This is a genomic window from Apibacter sp., assembly GCF_025291155.1.
Lineage (GTDB): Bacteria > Bacteroidota > Bacteroidia > Flavobacteriales > Weeksellaceae > Apibacter.
Map to the genome: position 1 here is coordinate 1 of NZ_JAMBJZ010000029.1, position 20,601 is coordinate 20,601.

At 32.8% G+C, this 20,601-nt stretch carries 15 protein-coding genes, 1 tRNA gene and 1 pseudogene; 4 read left to right on the top strand and 13 right to left on the bottom strand.

Translation table 11 applies throughout. The features are described from left to right. From M3Z80_RS04425 to M3Z80_RS04440, 4 genes and pseudogenes are all read left to right on the top strand, one after another. Positions 1–451, top strand: a pseudogene (locus M3Z80_RS04425) (deoxyribose-phosphate aldolase); the annotation flags it as partial. Then, the gene (locus M3Z80_RS04430; RefSeq protein WP_293917941.1) at positions 451–1,269 is read left to right on the top strand and encodes a 3'(2'),5'-bisphosphate nucleotidase CysQ family protein; all 819 of its coding nucleotides are present in this window, start codon (positions 451–453) and stop codon (positions 1,267–1,269) included. The pseudogene M3Z80_RS04425 and the gene M3Z80_RS04430, both read left to right, overlap by 1 nt. A gap of 28 nt (positions 1,270–1,297) precedes the next feature. Further along, positions 1,298–2,440 carry a hypothetical protein gene (locus M3Z80_RS04435; RefSeq protein ID WP_293917943.1) on the top strand — a complete coding sequence of 381 codons (1,143 nt, stop codon included), beginning with the start codon at positions 1,298–1,300 and terminating at the stop codon, positions 2,438–2,440. A gap of 30 nt (positions 2,441–2,470) precedes the next feature. Further along, a complete protein-coding gene (locus M3Z80_RS04440) occupies positions 2,471–3,007 on the top strand; it encodes an adenine phosphoribosyltransferase (protein ID WP_293917945.1) in 537 nt (178 codons plus the stop codon). An 86-nt stretch (positions 3,008–3,093) separates the two neighbouring features. Here the strand turns inward: M3Z80_RS04440 and M3Z80_RS04445 are convergent, their stop codons facing one another. The 13 genes from M3Z80_RS04445 to M3Z80_RS04505 form a co-directional block, all read right to left on the bottom strand. After that, on the bottom strand, positions 3,094–4,677 hold the full coding sequence (locus M3Z80_RS04445; RefSeq protein WP_293917947.1) for a SusD/RagB family nutrient-binding outer membrane lipoprotein: 1,584 nt from the start codon (positions 4,675–4,677) through the stop codon (positions 3,094–3,096). 15 nt (positions 4,678–4,692) lie between these two features. Next, the gene (locus M3Z80_RS04450) at positions 4,693–7,848 is read right to left on the bottom strand and encodes a SusC/RagA family TonB-linked outer membrane protein (protein WP_293917949.1); all 3,156 of its coding nucleotides are present in this window, start codon (positions 7,846–7,848) and stop codon (positions 4,693–4,695) included. A gap of 257 nt (positions 7,849–8,105) precedes the next feature. Continuing rightward, a complete protein-coding gene (locus M3Z80_RS04455) occupies positions 8,106–8,408 on the bottom strand; it encodes a DUF3467 domain-containing protein (protein ID WP_293917951.1) in 303 nt (100 codons plus the stop codon). Positions 8,409–8,420: 12 nt separating this feature from the next. Next, complete coding sequence (rpoC, locus tag M3Z80_RS04460) at positions 8,421–12,695, bottom strand: DNA-directed RNA polymerase subunit beta' (RefSeq protein ID WP_293917953.1); 4,275 nt, start codon at positions 12,693–12,695, stop codon at positions 8,421–8,423. Between the two features lie 63 nt (positions 12,696–12,758). Continuing rightward, entirely contained in the window at positions 12,759–16,583 is a 3,825-nt protein-coding gene (gene rpoB / locus M3Z80_RS04465) for a DNA-directed RNA polymerase subunit beta (RefSeq protein ID WP_293917955.1), read from the bottom strand. A gap of 91 nt (positions 16,584–16,674) precedes the next feature. Beyond that, complete coding sequence (rplL, locus tag M3Z80_RS04470; RefSeq protein WP_293917957.1) at positions 16,675–17,052, bottom strand: 50S ribosomal protein L7/L12; 378 nt, start codon at positions 17,050–17,052, stop codon at positions 16,675–16,677. Between the two features lie 51 nt (positions 17,053–17,103). Beyond that, complete coding sequence (gene rplJ / locus M3Z80_RS04475; protein ID WP_293917959.1) at positions 17,104–17,628, bottom strand: 50S ribosomal protein L10; 525 nt, start codon at positions 17,626–17,628, stop codon at positions 17,104–17,106. A gap of 18 nt (positions 17,629–17,646) precedes the next feature. After that, entirely contained in the window at positions 17,647–18,339 is a 693-nt protein-coding gene (gene rplA / locus M3Z80_RS04480; RefSeq protein ID WP_293917961.1) for a 50S ribosomal protein L1, read from the bottom strand. Positions 18,340–18,350: 11 nt separating this feature from the next. Beyond that, complete coding sequence (gene rplK / locus M3Z80_RS04485) at positions 18,351–18,794, bottom strand: 50S ribosomal protein L11 (RefSeq protein WP_293917963.1); 444 nt, start codon at positions 18,792–18,794, stop codon at positions 18,351–18,353. 46 nt (positions 18,795–18,840) lie between these two features. Further along, entirely contained in the window at positions 18,841–19,386 is a 546-nt protein-coding gene (gene nusG / locus M3Z80_RS04490) for a transcription termination/antitermination protein NusG (RefSeq protein WP_293917965.1), read from the bottom strand. A 14-nt stretch (positions 19,387–19,400) separates the two neighbouring features. Beyond that, positions 19,401–19,607 carry a preprotein translocase subunit SecE gene (secE, locus tag M3Z80_RS04495; RefSeq protein WP_293917967.1) on the bottom strand — a complete coding sequence of 69 codons (207 nt, stop codon included), beginning with the start codon at positions 19,605–19,607 and terminating at the stop codon, positions 19,401–19,403. Between the two features lie 14 nt (positions 19,608–19,621). Further along, positions 19,622–19,694, bottom strand: a tRNA-Trp gene (locus M3Z80_RS04500). A gap of 50 nt (positions 19,695–19,744) precedes the next feature. Beyond that, a partial coding sequence (locus M3Z80_RS04505) for an elongation factor Tu (protein WP_293917969.1) occupies positions 19,745–20,601 on the bottom strand: 857 nt, incomplete at its 5' end.

Sequence of the window (20,601 nt, forward strand, 5' to 3'; positions counted from 1 at the left end):
GGATTATGTTATTAATTATGAGGCTTTTAAAAAAGGGGGCATAGATTTAGTTAAGCAAGAATTTATTTCAGGAACTATTTTAGGTTTAAAAGCATCTAAGGTCGTAAAATGGATTATTGAGATTGCAGCACTTTCAGATGAACAAATAAAGTCTATTTGCTCTTATTTTTCAACATGGGCTCAAGAGACTTTTAATAAAGATGATTTTGGTAAAATTTTTGTAAAATCTTCAACAGGTTTTTATCAAACAGAAGATGGGAAGCCGAATGGAGCAACTTTCCCTGCAATTGAAATTATGCTTAATTATTCAAAACCTTTACCTGTAAAAGCTGCGGGTGGTGTTCGTACTTATGATGAAGCTGTGAAAATGATTGAAATGGGTGTAAAAAGAATAGGAACATCCTCTGCCAAATCTCTATCTGAAAAAGGTGATTCAAAAAATTCATATTAATGAAAAATTTAATTAATGTTGCTCTAAGAGCAGCAATAGATGCTTCAAAAGAAGTACACAAAATATATGATGAAGGCTTTTCTGTTTCAATAAAAGAAGATAAATCACCCGTTACCTCGGGTGATCTAAAATCTAATGAAATCATTACAGCATATTTAAAGCAAACCTCTATTCCTATACTAAGTGAAGAAACTGAGCATGAATCAGAAAGTGTAATTGCAGGATGGCAAAAATATTGGTGCGTTGATCCTATTGACGGTACAAAAGAATATGTTAATAAGACTGGAGAATATTGTATTTCCATAGGTTTGTTGACATCAGAAACTTCTTTATTGGGGGTTTTAGCAGCCCCATCATTAGAATTATTTTATTTTGCTGCTGAAGGTTTAGGTAGTTATAAATGGAATGGAAAATATGAAGATTTATATGAACTATTAAATGAAGAAGATGTTACTGAAAAAATATTGGAAAAATCTGTGAAACTCCCTTTAAAGATTGATTTAAAGAATTATACTATATTAACAAGTCGCTCTCATTATAGCTCTATAGATAAAGAATATATTGAAAAACTAAGAATACAGCATCCAAATTTGGTTATGTTTCAAATGGGGAGTGCTATTAAGATAGGATTAGTTGCAGAAGGAAAAGCAAATGAATATGCAAGATTGAGTCCGATTAATTTTTGGGATATTGCAGGAGGGCATGCTATTGCTAAATATGCAGGCTTGGAAATAGTAGATTATGAATCGAAAAAACAGATTACGTATAAGAATTTTTCAACTTTAAAAATATCAGGTTATATTGTAAAAAATATTTAGCATATTTTTAATTACATAATATACTTTTATGAAAAAAAAAATTTTAATAATATTAACTTTTGTTTTCTTATGTAATGCGTGCGATAAGCAATATAAAGTTATAGATGGAACCACTAAAGAAACTTTTAATAAAAGTATTAAGTCTATATCTTCCAAGTTAACTATCCTTCAACGGGATAAAATGCAAGAAGCTATTAAATTAATTTATAAGTTTAAAACTGAAGGGCAAGATGAAAACAACAGGTGGGAGCAACTTTATAAATTACTTGATGGAAAAAATACGGAGCAAATTTTTGATATAGCTGAAGATATTGCAAAAAAAAATAAAATACCTTGGTCAAGTACTTCTATGAATTCAGTGGATCCTTCAGTTTTCGATAAGGATATAAAGCCCTTAACAGTTGCAGAACAAAAACTTAAACAAATAGAGGAGGCCACTCGTATTAATATTAGATTTACACCTATTGATAAAGATGCTGCAGTGAACGACGGCTTTTACCTATATCCGGAATTAGTAGACGATACAGGATTAGCAGTTTCTTATAAAGATTTACCCTTAAATTTATCCATATCATTTATAAATAACGGTATTATCGTATATATGATACAAAGAGAGATAAACTCATCAGAAATAGGCAATCCCACTTTAAAGAAAGGAATAAAAATCCTTTATTCCATGTTTGAAAATAAAAAGTTAACTACTTCAAATATTGATGTGGAGGCTAAGATTAATGTTGCAAATAAATATCTATATGGAAAACTTTCAGGAATTCCTATTGATTTAAATAAAACAAGAGATGCATTATCTCCTATAGAAAATGAGATTAATAAACAAGTAGCTTTAGATAATGTTAAAAAATTTATACAATTGATAGGTTCTAAACAATTCTCTCAAGCATATAGTTTGACACAAAATCCTAAATGGTCATCTTTGGAAAACTTTTCTTCCACATCCAACGGATTTGGAACGATTGCAGAAACTAATTTATTAAATGCGGAATCGGAAGAAATTATTAAAGATCAATTAACTGTTATAGCCCAATATCAGATTAAAGATCTAAATGGAAAAATAAAAACTTTAACTCAAAATTTTATTTTAAAAAAAATAAAAGATAATTGGTTAATTACTAATACAGAAACTAAAGAAATAAAAGAAGATACTTGGAAGTAAATTTTTAGGTATGAATAAAAAATTAATTTAATGAAAGAATTAAGTTTAAGTAAAGAAATCGATTTACATGTTGATAGGGTTCAGGATTTTCCTATAGAAGGAGTACAATACAAAGATATTTCTCCAATATTTCTAAATCCTGAGTTATGTACTAAAATTGTAAAAAAATTTGCAGAGTTAAGTAAAGGAAAAGTGGATGCTGTATGTGGTATTGAGAGTAGAGGATATTTATTTGGAGTTCAAATTGCAAGAGAACTTAATCTTCCTTTTATTTTAGTGCGTAAAGCTGGAAAATTACCTCCTCCGATAATTTCACAAGAATATGACTTGGAGTATGGAAAAGCAATAATAGAAGTAAAAAAAGGACATATACTGCCGGGACAAAGAATTTTAATACACGATGACGTTTTAGCGACTGGAGGAACGGCAGCTGCTTGTGCAAAATTAGTAGAGAATTGTGGAGCTTTAGTTTCTCAATTTAGCTTTTTAATAGGACTGTCTTTTTTAAATGGAATTGGTGAATTAAAAAATCATACGCAAGATATTCAATTACTATTGGAATATTAATTGAATTCAAAATAATTTTATAAAGTAATAACGCTCTGTTTAATGAAAAACAGAGCGTTATTTATAGATGAAATTTTAACTAAGTATCAATTTTTATCCCAGATTAATTTAGTTTTCATATCATCAGTTCCTCCCATGTTTTTAACAGCCTCGTAATAATTTTTAGTATTCTGAGTGGAAAGATGAGAGGGGTAGGGAATACGAGTTGGTAAGTCAGTCATACCAAAAACTAACGGTTTAAATTCGTAGCTAGTTCCTGCGGGAAAGGTTGGGTTTTCGGGAAGAGCATACGTTTTTCCAGGTAACAATAAAGTTTTAGGATATCCGGTTCTTCTATATTCTGCCCAAGCTTCATGAGGTTGCATATAAAGCGCAATATATTTTTGGGTAAGTACATTTTCTTCGTTGGCTATCGGTAACTTACTTAAGAAATCGGCTTGATCTTTAGTAGATACTCCCCATCTTTCAAGAGAAGCTTTTACACCTTCTTGATAATATCCATTATCCCAATTATTTAATTCGGATAATATAAATTGAACTTCAGCATATTCCATAAGAACCTCACCTCTATCTATATGTAAAACATCATAACTTGGATATGAAATTTTGTCAGCGGAGAAAACTTCAGAAGCCATTGCACTTGTAATACCGTATGGCATACCTTCATAATCACTTAAATTTGAAGAAGAAACATAAGTATTATTTTTAACATCATCAATTTTTGCCTTTTTAGGAGATGCAAATTTGTGAAGTCTTGGATCAGCAGAAAAAGTACCTAATTTTCCTTTTAATAAGTCAATAAAAGTATTGGTGACAGCAAAGTCGGTTCTATTTTTAACAAAATAGGCCCTCCACATAGGATTAGCATCTGAGGTAGTAGTTCCATAGGCAAATATGGCATTATCTTCATTAGAAGTAAATACACCCTGCGAAATTGCATCATTTGCTTCAGTTATTACTTTAGGCATTATCTCTTTTAAACGATTGGCTAAACGTAAACGTAAAGAATTAGCAAATTTTTTCCATTTTGCTGCATCTCCATTATACATATGATCTCCTGTTGAAACATTTTTATTCAGAATAAGTTGAGCTGAGGCTTCTTTTAATTCTTTCAAGATGTCTTTATAAATAGTATCTTGTCTTACAAACTTGGGAGTTTTGTACTTTTCAACTTGTAAGGCTTGAAAATCTGGATTTGATTTTCCACCATAAGACCAATAAGGAACATCTCCATATGTATCTGTAAGTTGCATAAATAAATAGCTTAGCATAATCCGTGCAATTGCTGTTTGGTTTTCAATAGCACCAAATTGTACATTAGTTAAAGGATCGGATTCTACCAGTTCTATAGAAGTTTTAAGATTTTCAGCGGCTCGATAATAATCTTTCCATAAATTTTGATTAGCACCATCTCTATATTGATAAAGATCTTCTTCCGTATAATTTAGTTGACACCAGTATTGGATCCAAGGTAAAACCATCCTTCCTGACCCCCATTCATCTCTGGTATTATCAATAAAATATCGGCATCCAAATCTAAAAGTTGTATAACCCGGTACTTTCTTCGGATTATTAGGATCAGTATTTATATTATCAAAATCATTATCACAAGATATAGCTGAAAATAATAGGATAATGAGAGAACTGATATATGTAAGTAGTTTTTTCATGGTTGAATTTTTAAATTAGAATTTGACTTGCACATTAAGTCCAAAAGATCTCGTAGTAGGCATAGAACCTCCCTCAATTCCTGAAGCATTTCCACTTCCATAATTTGCAACTTCAGGATCCATGGATTTCCAATCAAGCCCCCAAGCAAAGAGATTTCTTCCAAATGCCGAAAAAGTAATAGAATTGATATAATCACCTAAGTATTGGCCGGTAAGTGTATAAGATACTGATAGTTCACGTAATTTTACAAAATCTGCATCAAAAACATTTTGAGCGGAAGGACCATTAAAAAAATGTTTAGAATATTCTGATGCTGATACTCTAATATCGTTAGGAGTACCATCTTCTTTAACACCATCTACAATAATACCATTTTCTCTTATATTGTTATCTGCTGTTTGAGGAAGTATTCCTGAATTCATTCCTAACATATAAGTGGTCGAAAAATATTTTCCGCCTTTTTGCCAATCAATTTGTAAACCTAAACTCCAATTTTTATAAGTAAAAGAATTTCTAAAACTCATATTGAAATCAGGAAGTATTGATCCTAATGGTACATTATTTACGGTTTTTAAATATAATCCATCCTTACCTACAACTTTTTTTCCATCCTTGTACACAAAATCAGTACCGTATATTTGACCATATCTATAGCCGGGAATTGCTACAACAAATGCATTGAAAGGTGCTTTAGCTATTGTTAGGGATGTTAAATCTTCTGCAAGAGATTTGATTTCATTATCAGATTTTGAAAAATTATAATTAAAATTCCATTTAAAATTTTCTGTTTTAATTGGAACAATATTAAGAGATACTTCTACGCCTTTATTTACTAGTTTTCCTGCGTTCATCAATGCATTATAGAACCCTGCAGAGCCATCTAAAGGTACTTTAGTAATTAGATCCTTTGTCGTAGTTTGATAAAATGAAATATCTCCACTTAGTCTACTTTTAAACAGTTGAAATTCTAGTCCAACTTCATAAGATTCTAATTTTTCCGGTTTCAGATTATTAGTTTTAGCTGTAGTTGTTAGCCAAAACCATGGATCTTTTAAAAATAAACTTTCATAGTCTGGTTCGCTTTCAATGTCAAAATTATAGAATGTATTAATTAATTGATATGGATCAGTATCATTCCTTACTTCAGAATATCCTCCTCTGATTTTCAAGAAATTCAACCAATTGCTTTCAAGGTATCTAGTGATAACAAAGCTTGTAGCTACAGAGGGATAGAAAAAGGAATTATTTTTAGAAGGAAGTGAAGATGACCAATCATTTCTCCCGGTTGTTTCTAAAAATACAAAATTATCGTATCCTAGGCTGAAAGAATAAAATAAACTATTTACTCTTTTTTTCTCCTTTTGATTCAACACAATCGAAGGTTCCATTGAATTGTTTAAATTATACCAATCTCTGATGACTAAACCTCCTTTGGTTTTTCCATACATATATCTATATTTATAATCTCTTCTATTTGTTCCAGCAAAAGAATTAAGAGAGAAATTACCTATGTTTTTATCGTAATGAACAGTGGCTTCGTAGTTTAAATCTGTATATTTTCTTTCAGAAGTTATATATTCAGAAAGCGAATGAGAACCTACTGCTGTTTTTTCACTTATATGGGTCGTATAGGTATCAAGCATTACTTTTCCGTTAACATATAGGTCATTAGTAATGTTATAAATTAATCCTGCTGTACCAAATAAGCGATCCCTATTATCTTCATTAGTATTTTTGTATACCGTCCAATATGGGTTGTCAGAATATGCGGGATTTGAGTTATTCCAACTTCTTCTATTCCAAGTTCTTTGAGTTCCATCAGCTAACTGATATTTTTGGAGGTCTTTATAATCTAAAGATGTTTGTCCAAATTGAAACATTTTTTGCAAAATATTGCTGTTACTATATCCAACTTCTGGTCTATTAAATCCTTTAGTTGATGTATAAGTTGCAGAAGCATCCAATTTTAGATCGTCAGATAATTTGGAATTTAAATTCATTGATAATGAATTTTTTGTTAAATCTGAATTAGGCGTTATTCCCGATGATTTTGAATTGTTATAGCTTACTCTTACATTGGTATTTTCAATGCTCCTACTAAATGAAATACCATTATTATGAGTGATTCCGGTTTTAAAAAATTCTTTATAATCGTTTTTCGGGTAGATCCATGGTTTTGCTTTTAAATAATCGTCAGCAAATTCCGGGTCAAATGCATTCCAATGTAAGACATTTACATTAGGATCGTATTTTGGTCCCCACGATTCATCTGTTCTATAATCGACGATTAAAAAATCTACCCCATTAATATTTTGAGTAACGAACTTATTACTTCCACCTCCGCCATATAATTTTTGTTGACGAGGCATTTTATATATTTTATCAAATACAACCCCTGAATTAAGGACAATTTCGGTTTTTCCTCTTTTTGCCTTTTTAGTGGTAATCATGATAGCACCATTCATAGCTCTTGATCCATATAAAGCAGCTGCCGTTGCGCCTTTAAGTACTGATATATTTTCGATATCGTCAGGGTTTATATCGCCAAATGTATCCCCATAATCTATACCACCAGCTCCTCTTTCTGTGCTTTTTGAATTTATATTTTGATCAATTAATGGTATTCCATCTACCACTATAAGTGGCTTATTAGATTGAGAAAGAGATCTCATACCTCTTAGTCTTATTTGCGTTGAACCTCCTATAGTTCCACTATTATTGATCACTTGTAGTCCTGAGACCTTTCCCGAAAGTGAGTTTATAGGATTAGTTTCTCTGGTTTTAGAAAGATCATCTCCATTTACAGATTGAGTTGCATATCCTAAAGATTTTTTTTCTCTTGTAATTCCTAAAGCCGTTACAATGACATCATCGAGTACTTTTTCTTTTCTTTTTGAGGGATCATCCCTTTCTGTTTTCAAAGGTTTAAGTACAACATCATAAAAACTTTGGTCATTAACAATAAAACTTGCGGTTTCATCATCAAAAGATAAAATTTCAATTGTCTGTCCTGGTTCAGCATCTATTGAAAATTCTCCTGCGTCATCAGTATAAGTTTTTTTGGTAGATCCTTGTATCATAACGGAAACATCTGCTTGAGGCTGTCCATCAATCCCAAGAACTTTCCCGCTAATCGTTTTCATCTGAGCCCAAACAAAAGCCGTGCTCATGAAGATAAACAAAAATCCTAAGAAAATTCGGTTTATTCTCATATTTAATACATTAATTTATCTCTTCAAAGATATAATATATTTTTTAATTATGTTAAAATAATTGTTAAATAATTAAATAATTCTCAAATTTAATTAGTTATTTAGTTGGCTATATTATAAAATTACGCTTCTTTTATGATGTTAGTAATTAATATATTAACAAAAAAAGCCGAGATATATCTCGGCTTTTTTATAAATAATTTGTTTATTTTTATTTATGCTTGACCTTTTGGTCCAAAATTTAAATGATAGGTATCATCTTTAACAGCTCCAAATTGTTGCTCATATTTTTGAATATTATCAGTTAAAGCTGTTAATAATCTTTTTGCATGTTCAGGAGTTAAGATGATTCTTGATTTAACTTTAGCTTTAGGTACACCCGGCATAATCTGAATAAAATCTACAACAAATTCAGTCGGTGAATGATTTATTAGTGCCAGATTTGAAAATACTCCGGAAGCTACTTCATCAGTTAATTCAATATTTAAGTCTTGTTGATTCTGATTTTGATTTTCCATTTCGAATTGTTTTTAAATTTTTTCGGTTATCATTTCCTCAAATTCTTTATTCGAACCTACCACAACATTTTGATATTCTGTTAAACCAGTACCAGCAGGGATTCTGTGCCCTACAATTACATTTTCTTTCAATCCGTTTAGGTAATCGATTTTACCTGCAACAGCAGCTTCATTTAATACTTTAGTAGTTTCTTGGAAAGAAGCTGCAGAAATAAATGATTTAGTTTGTAATGACGCTCTTGTAATACCTTGTAAAACAGGACTTGCAGTAGCCGGAAGTGCTTCACGAGCTTCAACTAGTTTTTTATCTTCACGTTTTAATTTAGAATTTTCATCTCTAAGTTCTCTTGAAGAAATTATTTGCCCTGGTTTTAATTCTAGGCTGTCTCCAGGTTCAGTTATAACCTTCATTCCGAAAATACGATCGTTTTCTTCGATGAAATCAATTTTGTGCTCTAGATTTCCTTCTAAGAATTTGGTATCACCGGCATCTACAATTTCAACTTTAGTCATCATCTGACGAACAATAATTTCAAAATGTTTGTCATCGATTTTTACCCCTTGTAATCGATATACTTCTTGGATTTCGTTTACTAAATATTCTTGAACTGCTGTTGGGCCTTTAATGTTAAGAATATCATTCGGGGTTATTGCACCGTCTGACAAGGCATCTCCTGCATGTACAAAGTCATTTTCCTGAACAAGAATCTGATTGGATAATTTAACCAAATATCTTTTTATCTCACCGTTTTTAGACTCTATAGCTATTTCACGATTACCTCTTTTTATTTTACCATAACTTACAACACCGTCAATTTCGGAAACAACAGCTGGATTAGAAGGATTTCTTGCTTCAAATAGCTCGGTTACACGTGGTAAACCACCGGTAATATCACCGGCTTTTGCTGACCTTCTAGGAATTTTTACTAAGATTCTTCCAGCTTTAATTTTTTCACCGTCATTTACAATAAGGTGTGCACCAACAGGTAAATTTATTGATTTTAGTACCTCATCTTTTGTATCTAGTATTTTTAAAGTAGGGATGAGTTTTTTGTTTCTTGATTCAGAAATTACTTTTTCCTCGAATCCTGTTTGTTCATCAATCTCTAACTGATAAGTTGAACCTTGCTCAATTTGTTCGTATTCGATCTTACCGGCAGTTTCTGAAAGAATAATTGCATTGTACGGATCCCATTTGCAAATTATATCTCCTTTTTTAACTTCATCTCCTGATTTAACCAATAATGTAGATCCATAAGGTATATTGGTAAGCATTTGTATATTTCCTTCAGCATTTAATAATTTAAATTCTGTAGAACGGGAAACAACAATTAAAACTTTATTACCGTTTTCATCTTCACTTTCTACAGTCCTTATATCATCAAATTCAACTTTACCGTCTCTTTTTGCAACAATGCTGCTCACTTCTGCAACGTTTCCAGCAGTACCTCCTACGTGGAATGTTCTTAATGTAAGCTGTGTACCTGGCTCACCAATAGACTGAGCGGCTATTACACCAACTGCTTCGCCTTTGTTTATCAATTTGTTGGTAGATAGGTTTACTCCATAACATTTTGCACATATACCTTTTTTAGATTCGCAAGTTAATGGAGAGCGAACTTCTACTGACTCTATTCCGGATTGTTGAATTAATTTGGCTGTCTCAGATGTGATCATTTGATCTGCTTCAATTAATAGTTCATCTGTATCCGGGTGGTAGATATCGTGAAGTGATACACGACCTAATATTCTTTCAGAAAGAGGTTCTACAATTTCATCATTCTTTTTCAATGGCGAAATTTCAATACCTCTTAAGGTTCCACAATCTTGTTCATTAATTATTACATCTTGAGCCACATCAACTAAACGACGAGTCAGATATCCAGCATCAGCAGTTTTTAATGCAGTATCTGCAAGACCTTTACGAGCTCCGTGTGTAGATATAAAGTATTCCAAGATGGAAAGTCCTTCACGAAAATTTGAAATAATAGGGTTTTCAATAATTTCACCTCCTGATGAACCAGCTTTTTGCGGTTTTGCCATCAATCCTCTCATACCTGCTAGCTGACGAATCTGTTCTTTAGAACCCCGTGCACCCGAATCAAGCATCATGTATACTGAGTTGAAACCACCTTTGTCGGTTTTCATTCTTTGCATGATTAAATCTGTTAATCGTGCATTTGTATTAGTCCAAACGTCAATTACCTGGTTATATCTTTCATTATTGGTGATTAATCCCATATTATAGTTTGCTCTAATTCCGTCAACTTGTTCATTAGCTTCCTGAATCATAATTTTCTTTTCATCAGGAGTTTTGATATCTCCTAAGCTGAATGAAAGTCCTCCTTTGAATGCAGTAGCATATCCTAAAGTTTTCATATCATCCAAAAACTTAGCAGTAGTAGGAAAATCAGTTCTTTGTAATATGGTACCAATAATGTTACGTAATGATTTTTTAGTTAAAACCTCATTAATATAACCCACTTTCTTAGGTACGATTTTGTTAAATAATACTCTTCCTACTGTGGTTTCAATCATCTTTTCTACTAGTTCTTCTCCTTCTATAACCGTTGCTTTTACTTTAATTATAGCATTTAAATCTACGGCTTTTTCATTATAAGCAATATCTACTTCTTCAGAGGAATAGAAAATAGAACCATGACCTTTAACTTTAATTTCTTCAGTAGGTGTTAATGGCTTAGTCATATAATATAGTCCTAAAACCATATCTTGAGAAGGTACTTGAATAGGCGAACCATTTGCTGGATTTAAAATATTTTGAGAGGCCAACATTAATAATTGAGCTTCTAAAATTGCTTCTGGTCCTAATGGTAGGTGTACTGCCATTTGGTCTCCGTCAAAATCCGCGTTAAATGCTGTACAAACTAAAGGGTGAAGACGAATTGCTTTACCTTCAATCATCCTTGGTTGGAAAGCCTGAATACCTAAACGGTGAAGGGTAGGGGCACGGTTTAATAAAACCGGATGTCCTTTCATCACATTTTCTAAGATATCATAAACTACCGGTTCTTTTCTTTCTATAATTCTTTTTGCAGATTTTACTGTTTTTACAATTCCTCTTTCAATTAATTTTCTAATGATAAAAGGTTTATAAAGCTCAGCTGCCATATCTTTAGGTAAACCACATTCATGAAGTTGAAGTGAAGGACCTACAACAATAACCGAACGAGCAGAATAGTCCACACGCTTACCTAATAAGTTTTGACGAAAACGTCCTTGTTTTCCTTTTAATGAATCGGAAAGTGATTTTAATGGTCTATTAGATTCAGATTTTACAGCTGATGATTTTCTGGTATTATCAAATAATGAATCCACGGCTTCCTGAAGCATACGTTTTTCATTTCGCAAAATTACTTCCGGAGCTTTGATTTCTATTAATCTTTTTAAACGATTATTTCTGATGATAACTCTACGGTATAAATCATTTAAATCGGAAGTAGCAAAACGTCCTCCGTCTAAAGGTACTAATGGACGTAAATCTGGAGGTATAACAGGTATCACTCTCATGATCATCCATTCTGGGCGATTGATACGACCGTCGGAATTAGCATCTCTGAATGATTCCACTACTTGTAATCGTTTTAATGCTTCGGTTCTTCTCTGTTTAGAAGATTCAGTATTTGCTTTATGTCTTAATTCATAAGATAAGGCATCTAAATCTATTCTTTTTAATAGCTCTTCCAAACATTCTGCCCCCATTTTAGCGACAAATTTATTTGGATCAGAATCATCCAAATATTGATTTTCAATTGGAAGTGTCTCCAATATGTCTAAATATTCTTCCTCTGTTAAAAACTCAAGATGTTCTAACTCTTCACCATTTAATTTTTTTGCTATTCCTGCCTGAATAACTACAAAGCGTTCATTGTAGATAATCATATCCAACTTTTTGGAAGGAATACCTAATAAATATCCGATTTTATTCGGTAAAGAACGAAAATACCAAATATGTGCCACCGGCACTACTAAATTAATATGTCCAATTCTTTCACGTCTTACTTTTTTTTCCGTTACCTCTACACCGCATCGATCACAAACAATTCCTTTGTAACGTATTCTTTTATATTTACCGCAAGCACATTCATAATCTTTTACCGGACCGAAAATTCTTTCACAAAATAAACCATCACGTTCAGGTTTATGAGTCCGATAATTGATTGTTTCAGGTTTTAAAACTTCTCCTCTGGATTGTTGTAATATACTTTCTGGAGAAGCTAATCCGATTATAATTTTACTAAATTTGCTAGTTCTTTGTTTAACTGCCATTATTTTGTAATCAATTAAATTGAAAAAAATTTAAATTTATTAAGATTAAAAAGAATGAAATAACTAATCTTCTAATCTTACATCCAATCCTAAACCTTGTAATTCATGTAGAAATACATTAAATGATTCAGGTATACCTGGTTCAGGCATTGGTTCACCTTTAACAATTGATTCATAAGCCTTAGCTCTACCAATCACGTCATCAGATTTAATGGTTATAATTTCTCTTAAGATGTTTGAGGCTCCAAAAGCTTCTAAGGCCCAAACCTCCATCTCTCCAAATCTTTGGCCTCCAAATTGTGCTTTACCTCCTAACGGTTGCTGAGTAATTAATGAATAAGGTCCGATTGAACGTGCGTGCATTTTGTCATCAACCATATGTCCAAGTTTCAACATATAGATAACTCCAACGGTAGCTTTTTGTTCAAAACGTTCTCCTGTTCCCCCGTCGTATAAATATGTAGTACCCCATTGAGGTACGCCGGCTTCTTTAGTGAGTTCGTCGATTTGCTCAGAAGTTGCTCCATCAAAGATAGGAGTTGCAAATTTTTTACCCAGTTTTTTTCCGCACCAACCTAAAATAGTTTCATATATCTGACCTATGTTCATACGGGAAGGTACTCCTAGTGGATTAAGTACAATATCAACCGGTGTTCCATCTTCTAGGAATGGCATATCTTCATCACGCACAATTCTTGCAACAATACCTTTATTACCGTGACGACCCGCCATTTTATCACCTACATTTAATTTACGTTTTTTTGCGATATAAACTTTAGCAAGTTTTACAATACCTGCCGGTAATTCGTCTCCAACAGAAATAGTATGTCTTTCGCGATTTAGTGAACCTAGTAGATCGTTATGTTTTATTTTATAATTATGAAGCAATTCCTTAATAGAATTGTTTTTATTATCATCTAATGTCCAATTTTCTCCAGCTAAGTTAAAGTAGTCATCAATGCTTGATAAAAGCTTTTGAGTAAATTTAACTCCTTTTGGTATTACTTCTTCATTTAAATCATTATAAATTCCTTGAGAAGTTTTTCCATTTAAAAGGACATATAATTTCTCTAATAATTGATTTTTTAAATCATTAAGTTTAACCTTAAATTCAGCTTCTAATTGCTCAATTTTTAATTTTTCATCGCCTCGTTTACGTTTATCCTTAATGTTACGGGTAAATAGTTTCTTATTAATTACTACACCTTTTAAGGAAGGTTCAGCTTTTAACGATGCATCTTTAACATCTCCGGCTTTATCTCCGAATATGGCGCGAAGTAATTTCTCCTCTGAAGTTGGGTCTGATTCTCCTTTTGGAGTAATTTTACCAACTAATATATCTCCCGGTTTAACTTCTGCTCCAATGCGAATCATTCCGTTCTCATCAAGATCTTTAGTGGCTTCTTCACTTACATTCGGAATATCTGGTGTAAGTTCTTCCATACCTAATTTTGTATCTCTAACTTCTAGAGAATACTCGTCAACGTGAATAGAAGTAAACCAGTCCTCACTTACTGCTCTTTGATTAATAACAATTGCGTCCTCAAAGTTATATCCTTTCCAAGGCATGAAAGCTACTAATAAGTTTCTACCTAATGCAAGCTCTCCATCTTCAGTTGCATAACCTTCTGTTAAGACCTGACCTTTAGATACTCTATCCCCAGCTTTAACGATTGGCTTAAGCGTAATAGATGTACTTTGATTTGTTTTTCTAAATTTAGTTAATTTATAAGTTTTACTTGCAGAATCAAAGCTAACTAATTCTTCTTCTTCAGTTCTGTCATATTTTATGGTGATAATATTAGCATCAACATATTCAACAATTCCTTCACCTTCAGCATTAATCAAGATACGTGAATCTTTTGCAACCTGGAATTCTAAACCTGTTCCTACAATTGGAGCTTGAGGTTTTAATAAAGGTACCGCTTGACGCATCATGTTAGATCCCATCAATGCACGGTTAGCATCGTCGTGTTCAAGGAAAGGAATTAATGAAGCGGAAATACCAGTAATTTGATTAGGTGCAACATCCATCAAATCTACTTTATCTGGCTCAACAACTGGATAGTCAGCTTCTTCTCTAGCTACAATTCTTTCATCAAGAATTTTTCCTTCACTATCCATATTAATGTTTGCTTGAGCAATAATTTTTCCTTCTTCTTCTTCTGCAGTTAAATATTCTGGTTCGGATTCCAAGTCTACTTTACCGTTAATAACTTTTCTATATGGAGTTTCCATAAATCCTAAGTCATTAATTCTGGCATAACAACCTAAAGAAGATATCAAACCGATATTTGGTCCTTCTGGTGTTTCAATAGGACAAATTCTACCATAGTGAGTATAGTGTACGTCTCGTACTTCGAATCCGGCTCTTTCTCTTGATAGACCTCCGGGCCCTAAGGCAGACATACGTCTTTTATGTGTAACCTCAGATAATGGATTTGTTTGATCCATAAATTGAGATAATTGATTTGTTCCAAAGAAAGAATTTATAACTGAGGTTAAAGTTTTTGCATTGATAAGGTCGATAGGGGTAAAAACTTCATTGTCACGAACATTCATTCTTTCTTTAATAGTACGTGCCATACGAGCTAGCCCAACACCAAATTGTCCGGCTAATTGTTCTCCTACGGTTTTAACACGTCTATTGGAAAGGTGGTCGATGTCATCAACTTCAGCTTTTGAATTTATCAATTCAATTAAATACTTAACAATAGCAATAATATCGTCTTTCGTTAAAACTTGAATATCTTCAGAGATATTTAAATTCAATTTTTTATTAATTCTGTAACGCCCCACTTCTCCCAATGAGTATCGAGCATCAGAGAAAAATAATTTATCGATGATACCTCTTGCAGTTTCTTCATCAGGTGGTTCTGCATTACGCAATTGACGGTAGATATACTCTACAGCCTCTTTTTCGGAATTGGTTGAATCTTTTTGTAAAGTATTATGAATGATAGAAAATTCGTTGCTGTTCTCTTTATGAACTAAAATGGTTTTAATTCCGGAATCTATGATCAAATCAAGATGTTCCTTTTCTAAAATAGTTTCGCGGTCAAGTATAATTTCATTTCTTTCTATAGAAACAACTTCACCGGTATCTTCATCAACAAAATCTTCAAACCAAGTATTTAAAACTCTTGCAGCTAAAGTTCTTCCTAACATTTTTTTTAGGTTGGATTTGTTTACTTTTACCTCTTCTGCAAGATCGAATATTTCTAATATATCTTTATCACTTTGATAACCAATTGCACGAAGCAAGGTTGTCATCGGAAGTTTTTTCTTTCTGTCAATATAAGCATACATCACACCGTTGATATCGGTGGCAAATTCCATCCAAGATCCTTTAAATGGTATAATTCTAGATGAGTATAATTTTGCACCGTTGGCATGATAGGATTGTCCAAAAAATACACCAGGTGAACGATGTAATTGGGATACCATAACTCTTTCAGCACCGTTTATGATAAACGAACCGCTTGGTGTCATATAAGGAATAGGCCCTAAGTATACATCTTGAACTACAGTTTCAAAATCTTCATGTTCTGGGTCTGTACAATATAATTTGAGACGTGCTTTAAGTGGTACACTATAAGTTAATCCTCTTTCAATACATTCATCAATAGAATATTTTGGAGGATCAACAAAATAATCTAAAAATTCTAAAACGAACTGATTCCTTGTATCTGAAATAGGAAAATTTTCAGTAAACGTTTTAAAAAGTCCTTCGTTTTTTCTTTGATCAGGACGAGTTTCTAATTGAAAAAAATCCTGAAATGATTTAACCTGTATGTCTAGGAAATCAGGAAATTCAATTTGTCCTTTAGAGTGAGAGAAACTAAATCTCTTTGGGTTTTGAGTTTTTGACGCCAATGATTTACTCATATGATATATTAAAATCTTTAAAACACAAATAGGCTTAGACCTTACCAATGTCAAATTGGAGGCCTAAACCTTTATTTTTAGGTAGAATGAATTATTTCAATTCAACTTCAGCTCCAGCTTCTTCAAGCTGTTTCTTAAGACTTTCTGCTTCGTCTTTAGCTACTCCTTCTTTAATTGGAGTAGGAGCTCCATCTACAGCATCTTTAGCTTCTTTTAGACCTTTACCTGTAAGGTCTTTAACTAATTTAACAACAGCTAATTTATTAGCACCTGCAGCTTTAAGAATAACATCAAATTCAGTTTTTTCTTCAGCAGCTCCTGCCTCTGCACCAGCAACTGGAGCAGCCATAGCTACAGCAGCAGCAGCAGGTTCAATACCGTATTCTTCTTTTAATATTTCAGCTAATTCATTAACTTCTTTTACTGTTAAATTTACTAGAGTTTCAGCTAATTGTTTTAAATCTGCCATTTTAATTTTGTTTTAATTTTTGTTTAACAACTATTTATTATGAGTGTGAAATTATTCTTCTTTTTCAGATAAGGTTTTAACTAAACCGGCAATGGTATTTCCACTTGATTTAAGAGCAGAAACAACATTTTTAATTGGAGATTGAAGTAATCCAATAATTTCTCCAATAAGCTCTTCTCTAGATTTGAGATTTGCCAATGTATCTAATTGTGCATCTCCTACAAATACTGCAGAATCTATCCAAGCAGCTTTTAATAAAGGCTTTTCAATTTTCTTTCTGAAATTTTGTATTAATTTAGCCGGAGCATTTCCTCTTTCTGAAGTGAAAATAGTAGAATTTCCTTTTAAACTTTCAAAAACACCTGAAAAATCTTTATCTTCAACATTTTCCATTGCTTTTTTAAGAAGGGTGTTTTTAACAACTTTCATTGAAATTTCACCTTTGAAACAAGCTCTTCTTAATTCTGAAGTTTGTTGAGCATTTAATCCATCAGTATCAGCTATATATAATACATTTGTACTTTCAAGTACTTCCTGTAATTCTTTAATTACCTCTATTTTTTCTTGTTTTGTCATGGTTTGGTAAAATTAAAATTAGTTTATACCTTTTGGATCAATAGCAATACCCGGACTCATGGTAGAAGAAAGGTAAATGCTTTTAACATATACACCTTTAGCTGCCTGAGGTTTTAATTTTATTAAAGTTGAAATGATTTCTTGTGCATTTTCCTGAATATTTTTAGCATCGAATGATACTTTGCCTATTGCAGCATGTACAATTCCATATTTATCAACTTTAAAATCTATTTTACCTGCTTTTACTTCTGAAATGGCTTTTCCTATCTCAGTGGTAACAGTTCCGGTTTTAGGGTTCGGCATTAAACCGCGTGGACCTAATACTCTTCCTAAAGGACCTAATTTTCCCATAACTTGAGGTTGTGTTACGATTACATCAACATCAGTCCATCCTTCTTTTATTTTTTGTAGATACTCATCTAATCCTACATAATCTGCACCTGCGTTTTTAGCTTCTTCTTCCTTATCCGGAGTAACTAAAGCTAAAACACGGGTTTCTTTACCTGTACCGTGAGGTAAGGATACTACACCTCGTACCATCTGATTGGCTTTACGAGGATCAACTCCTAAACGAACGGCTATATCAACAGATGCATCAAATTTGGTATAGTTAACTTCTTTAACTAAGCTTGAAGCCTCTTCTAATGTATAAAGCTTTGATTTATCTACTTTAGCAACAACTGCTTTTTGTTTTTTCGTTAAAACTGCCATGATTCCTACAATTAATTATTAAAGGGATTTTGCCCAGTTACTTTAATACCCATAGATCTTGCAGTACCTGCAACCATACTAACCGCAGATTCAATTGTAAAGCAATTTAAATCTACCATTTTGTCTTCCGCGATTTGTTGCACTTGACTCCAAGAAACGGATGCTACCTTATCTCTGTTTGGTTCACCGGAACCTTTTTTAGCTTTAGAAGCTGCTAAAAGTTGTACGGTTACCGGAGGAGTTTTAACAACAAAGTCAAATGATTTATCCTCATATACAGTAATGATAACCGGTAATACCTGTCCTTGCTTATCTTGTGTACGGGCATTAAATTGTTTACAAAACTCCATGATGTTAACCCCGGCAGCACCTAAAGCAGGTCCTACAGGAGGTGAAGGGTTTGCTTGTCCTCCTTTCACCTGGAGTTTTACCATTTTAAAAATTTTTTTTGCCATTTTAATTTTTACTTAAAAATGTTTTATTTATATCTGTGGAAGCAGCCTATATCTTTTCAACTTGAGAGAAACTTAGCTCAATAGGTGTTTTTCTTCCAAAAATCAACACCATGACGTCTAATTTTCTTTTTTCCTCATTAATTTTTTCGATCGTTCCATTAAAACCATTAAATGGACCATCGATTACTTTCACGGTTTCACCAAATACGAAAGGAATGTTAACGGTATCTTCAGATTCAGATAATTCATCCATTTTACCGAACATTCTACTCACTTCACTTCGTCTCATTGGAAGCGGATCTCCTCCTTTAGTAGCACTTAAAAAACTAATTACTCCAGGTATATTTTTAATGGTATGTGGTAACTCACCAATCAAATTAGCTTCAACCATAACATAACCAGGATAATAAACTTTTTCTTTACGAATTTTTTTACCGTTTCTAATTTGTACTACTTTTTCCATTGGTACGACTACTTGACCAAGATTCTTTTTAAGATGTTCATATCTTAAAACTTCATTTTCGATATACATTTTCACCTTAGATTCTTGTCCACTGATCGTTTTCAGTACATACCATTTCATATCATCCATCACGTCCAAATTTATTAAGATTTTAATCCTACTAAAATAGAGTAAATATTTTGAAGTGCCTTAGCAAAAGTCCAATCTACGCCAAAGCAGAATATAGCCAAAATGATCGACGTAATTGCTACAACTGTTGTTGAGGATTGCAAATCGGACCATTTAGGCCACTCAACGTGATCTTTGAATTCTTCTATTGCACCTTTTAAGTACTTAATGAGTCCGTTCATTTATTATTATTTTGCGCGGGCGGAAAGATTCGAACTCACGACCTTTGGTTTTGGAGACCACTGCTCTACCAGCTGAGCTACACCCGCTTAAAAAGAAAGAACTTTAAGTTCTTTCTTTTATTATGATTTTAATTTAATTAATCTAAAATCTCAGTTACCTGACCTGCACCTACAGTTCTACCTCCTTCACGGATAGCGAATCTTAAACCGTTATTAAGTGCGATTGGTTGATGTAATTCAACTGTAATAGTTAAGTTATCACCAGGCATTACCATTTCAGTTCCTTCTGGTAAAGTAATAGTACCAGTTACGTCAGTTGTTCTAACATAGAACTGAGGACGGTAGTTATTATGGAATGGAGTATGACGTCCACCTTCTTCTTTAGTTAAGATATAAACCTCAGCTTTGAATTTTTTATGAGGAGTAATTGATCCTGGTTTAGCGATAACCATACCACGACGGATATCAGTTTTTTCAATACCTCTTAACAATAATCCTACATTATCTCCAGCTTCTCCTCTATCTAATATTTTTCTAAACATTTCAACTCCTGTTACAGTAGATGTTAATTTTTCATCTCCCATACCAACAATATCTACGGCCTCACCAGAGTTTATAACTCCTGCTTCAATACGTCCTGTAGCTACAGTTCCACGACCTGTAATAGAGAAAACGTCTTCGATTGGCATTAAAAAAGGTTTATCTTGATCACGAACCGGTAAATCAATCCAGCTATCTACAGCAGCCATTAATTCGTCAACAGTAGCAACCCATTTTGGATCTCCGTTAAGTGCACCTAAAGCAGAACCTTGAATTACAGGAGTGTTATCTCCATCGTAGTCGTAAGAAGATAATAAATCTCTTACTTCCATTTCTACTAAATCTAATAATTCGGGATCATCAACCATATCCACTTTATTCATGAATACTACGATTTTAGGCACGTTTACCTGACGACATAATAAGATGTGCTCTCTTGTTTGAGGCATAGGGC

Bases quoted from the DNA above. Each gene is read 5' to 3' on its own strand.
- M3Z80_RS04430 (WP_293917941.1), top strand. From the start codon at position 451: ATGAAAAATTTAATTAATGTTGCTCTAAGAGCAGCAATAGATGCTTCA.
- M3Z80_RS04435 (WP_293917943.1), top strand. From the start codon at position 1,298: ATGAAAAAAAAAATTTTAATAATATTAACTTTTGTTTTCTTATGTAAT.
- M3Z80_RS04440 (WP_293917945.1), top strand. From the start codon at position 2,471: ATGAAAGAATTAAGTTTAAGTAAAGAAATCGATTTACATGTTGATAGG.
- M3Z80_RS04445 (WP_293917947.1), bottom strand. From the start codon at position 4,677: ATGAAAAAACTACTTACATATATCAGTTCTCTCATTATCCTATTATTT.
- M3Z80_RS04450 (WP_293917949.1), bottom strand. From the start codon at position 7,848: ATGAGCACGGCTTTTGTTTGGGCTCAGATGAAAACGATTAGCGGGAAA.
- M3Z80_RS04455 (WP_293917951.1), bottom strand. From the start codon at position 8,408: ATGGAAAATCAAAATCAGAATCAACAAGACTTAAATATTGAATTAACT.
- rpoC (WP_293917953.1), bottom strand. From the start codon at position 12,695: ATGGCAGTTAAACAAAGAACTAGCAAATTTAGTAAAATTATAATCGGA.
- rpoB (WP_293917955.1), bottom strand. From the start codon at position 16,583: ATGAGTAAATCATTGGCGTCAAAAACTCAAAACCCAAAGAGATTTAGT.
- rplL (WP_293917957.1), bottom strand. From the start codon at position 17,052: ATGGCAGATTTAAAACAATTAGCTGAAACTCTAGTAAATTTAACAGTA.
- rplJ (WP_293917959.1), bottom strand. From the start codon at position 17,628: ATGACAAAACAAGAAAAAATAGAGGTAATTAAAGAATTACAGGAAGTA.
- rplA (WP_293917961.1), bottom strand. From the start codon at position 18,339: ATGGCAGTTTTAACGAAAAAACAAAAAGCAGTTGTTGCTAAAGTAGAT.
- rplK (WP_293917963.1), bottom strand. From the start codon at position 18,794: ATGGCAAAAAAAATTTTTAAAATGGTAAAACTCCAGGTGAAAGGAGGA.
- nusG (WP_293917965.1), bottom strand. From the start codon at position 19,386: ATGGATGATATGAAATGGTATGTACTGAAAACGATCAGTGGACAAGAA.
- secE (WP_293917967.1), bottom strand. From the start codon at position 19,607: ATGAACGGACTCATTAAGTACTTAAAAGGTGCAATAGAAGAATTCAAA.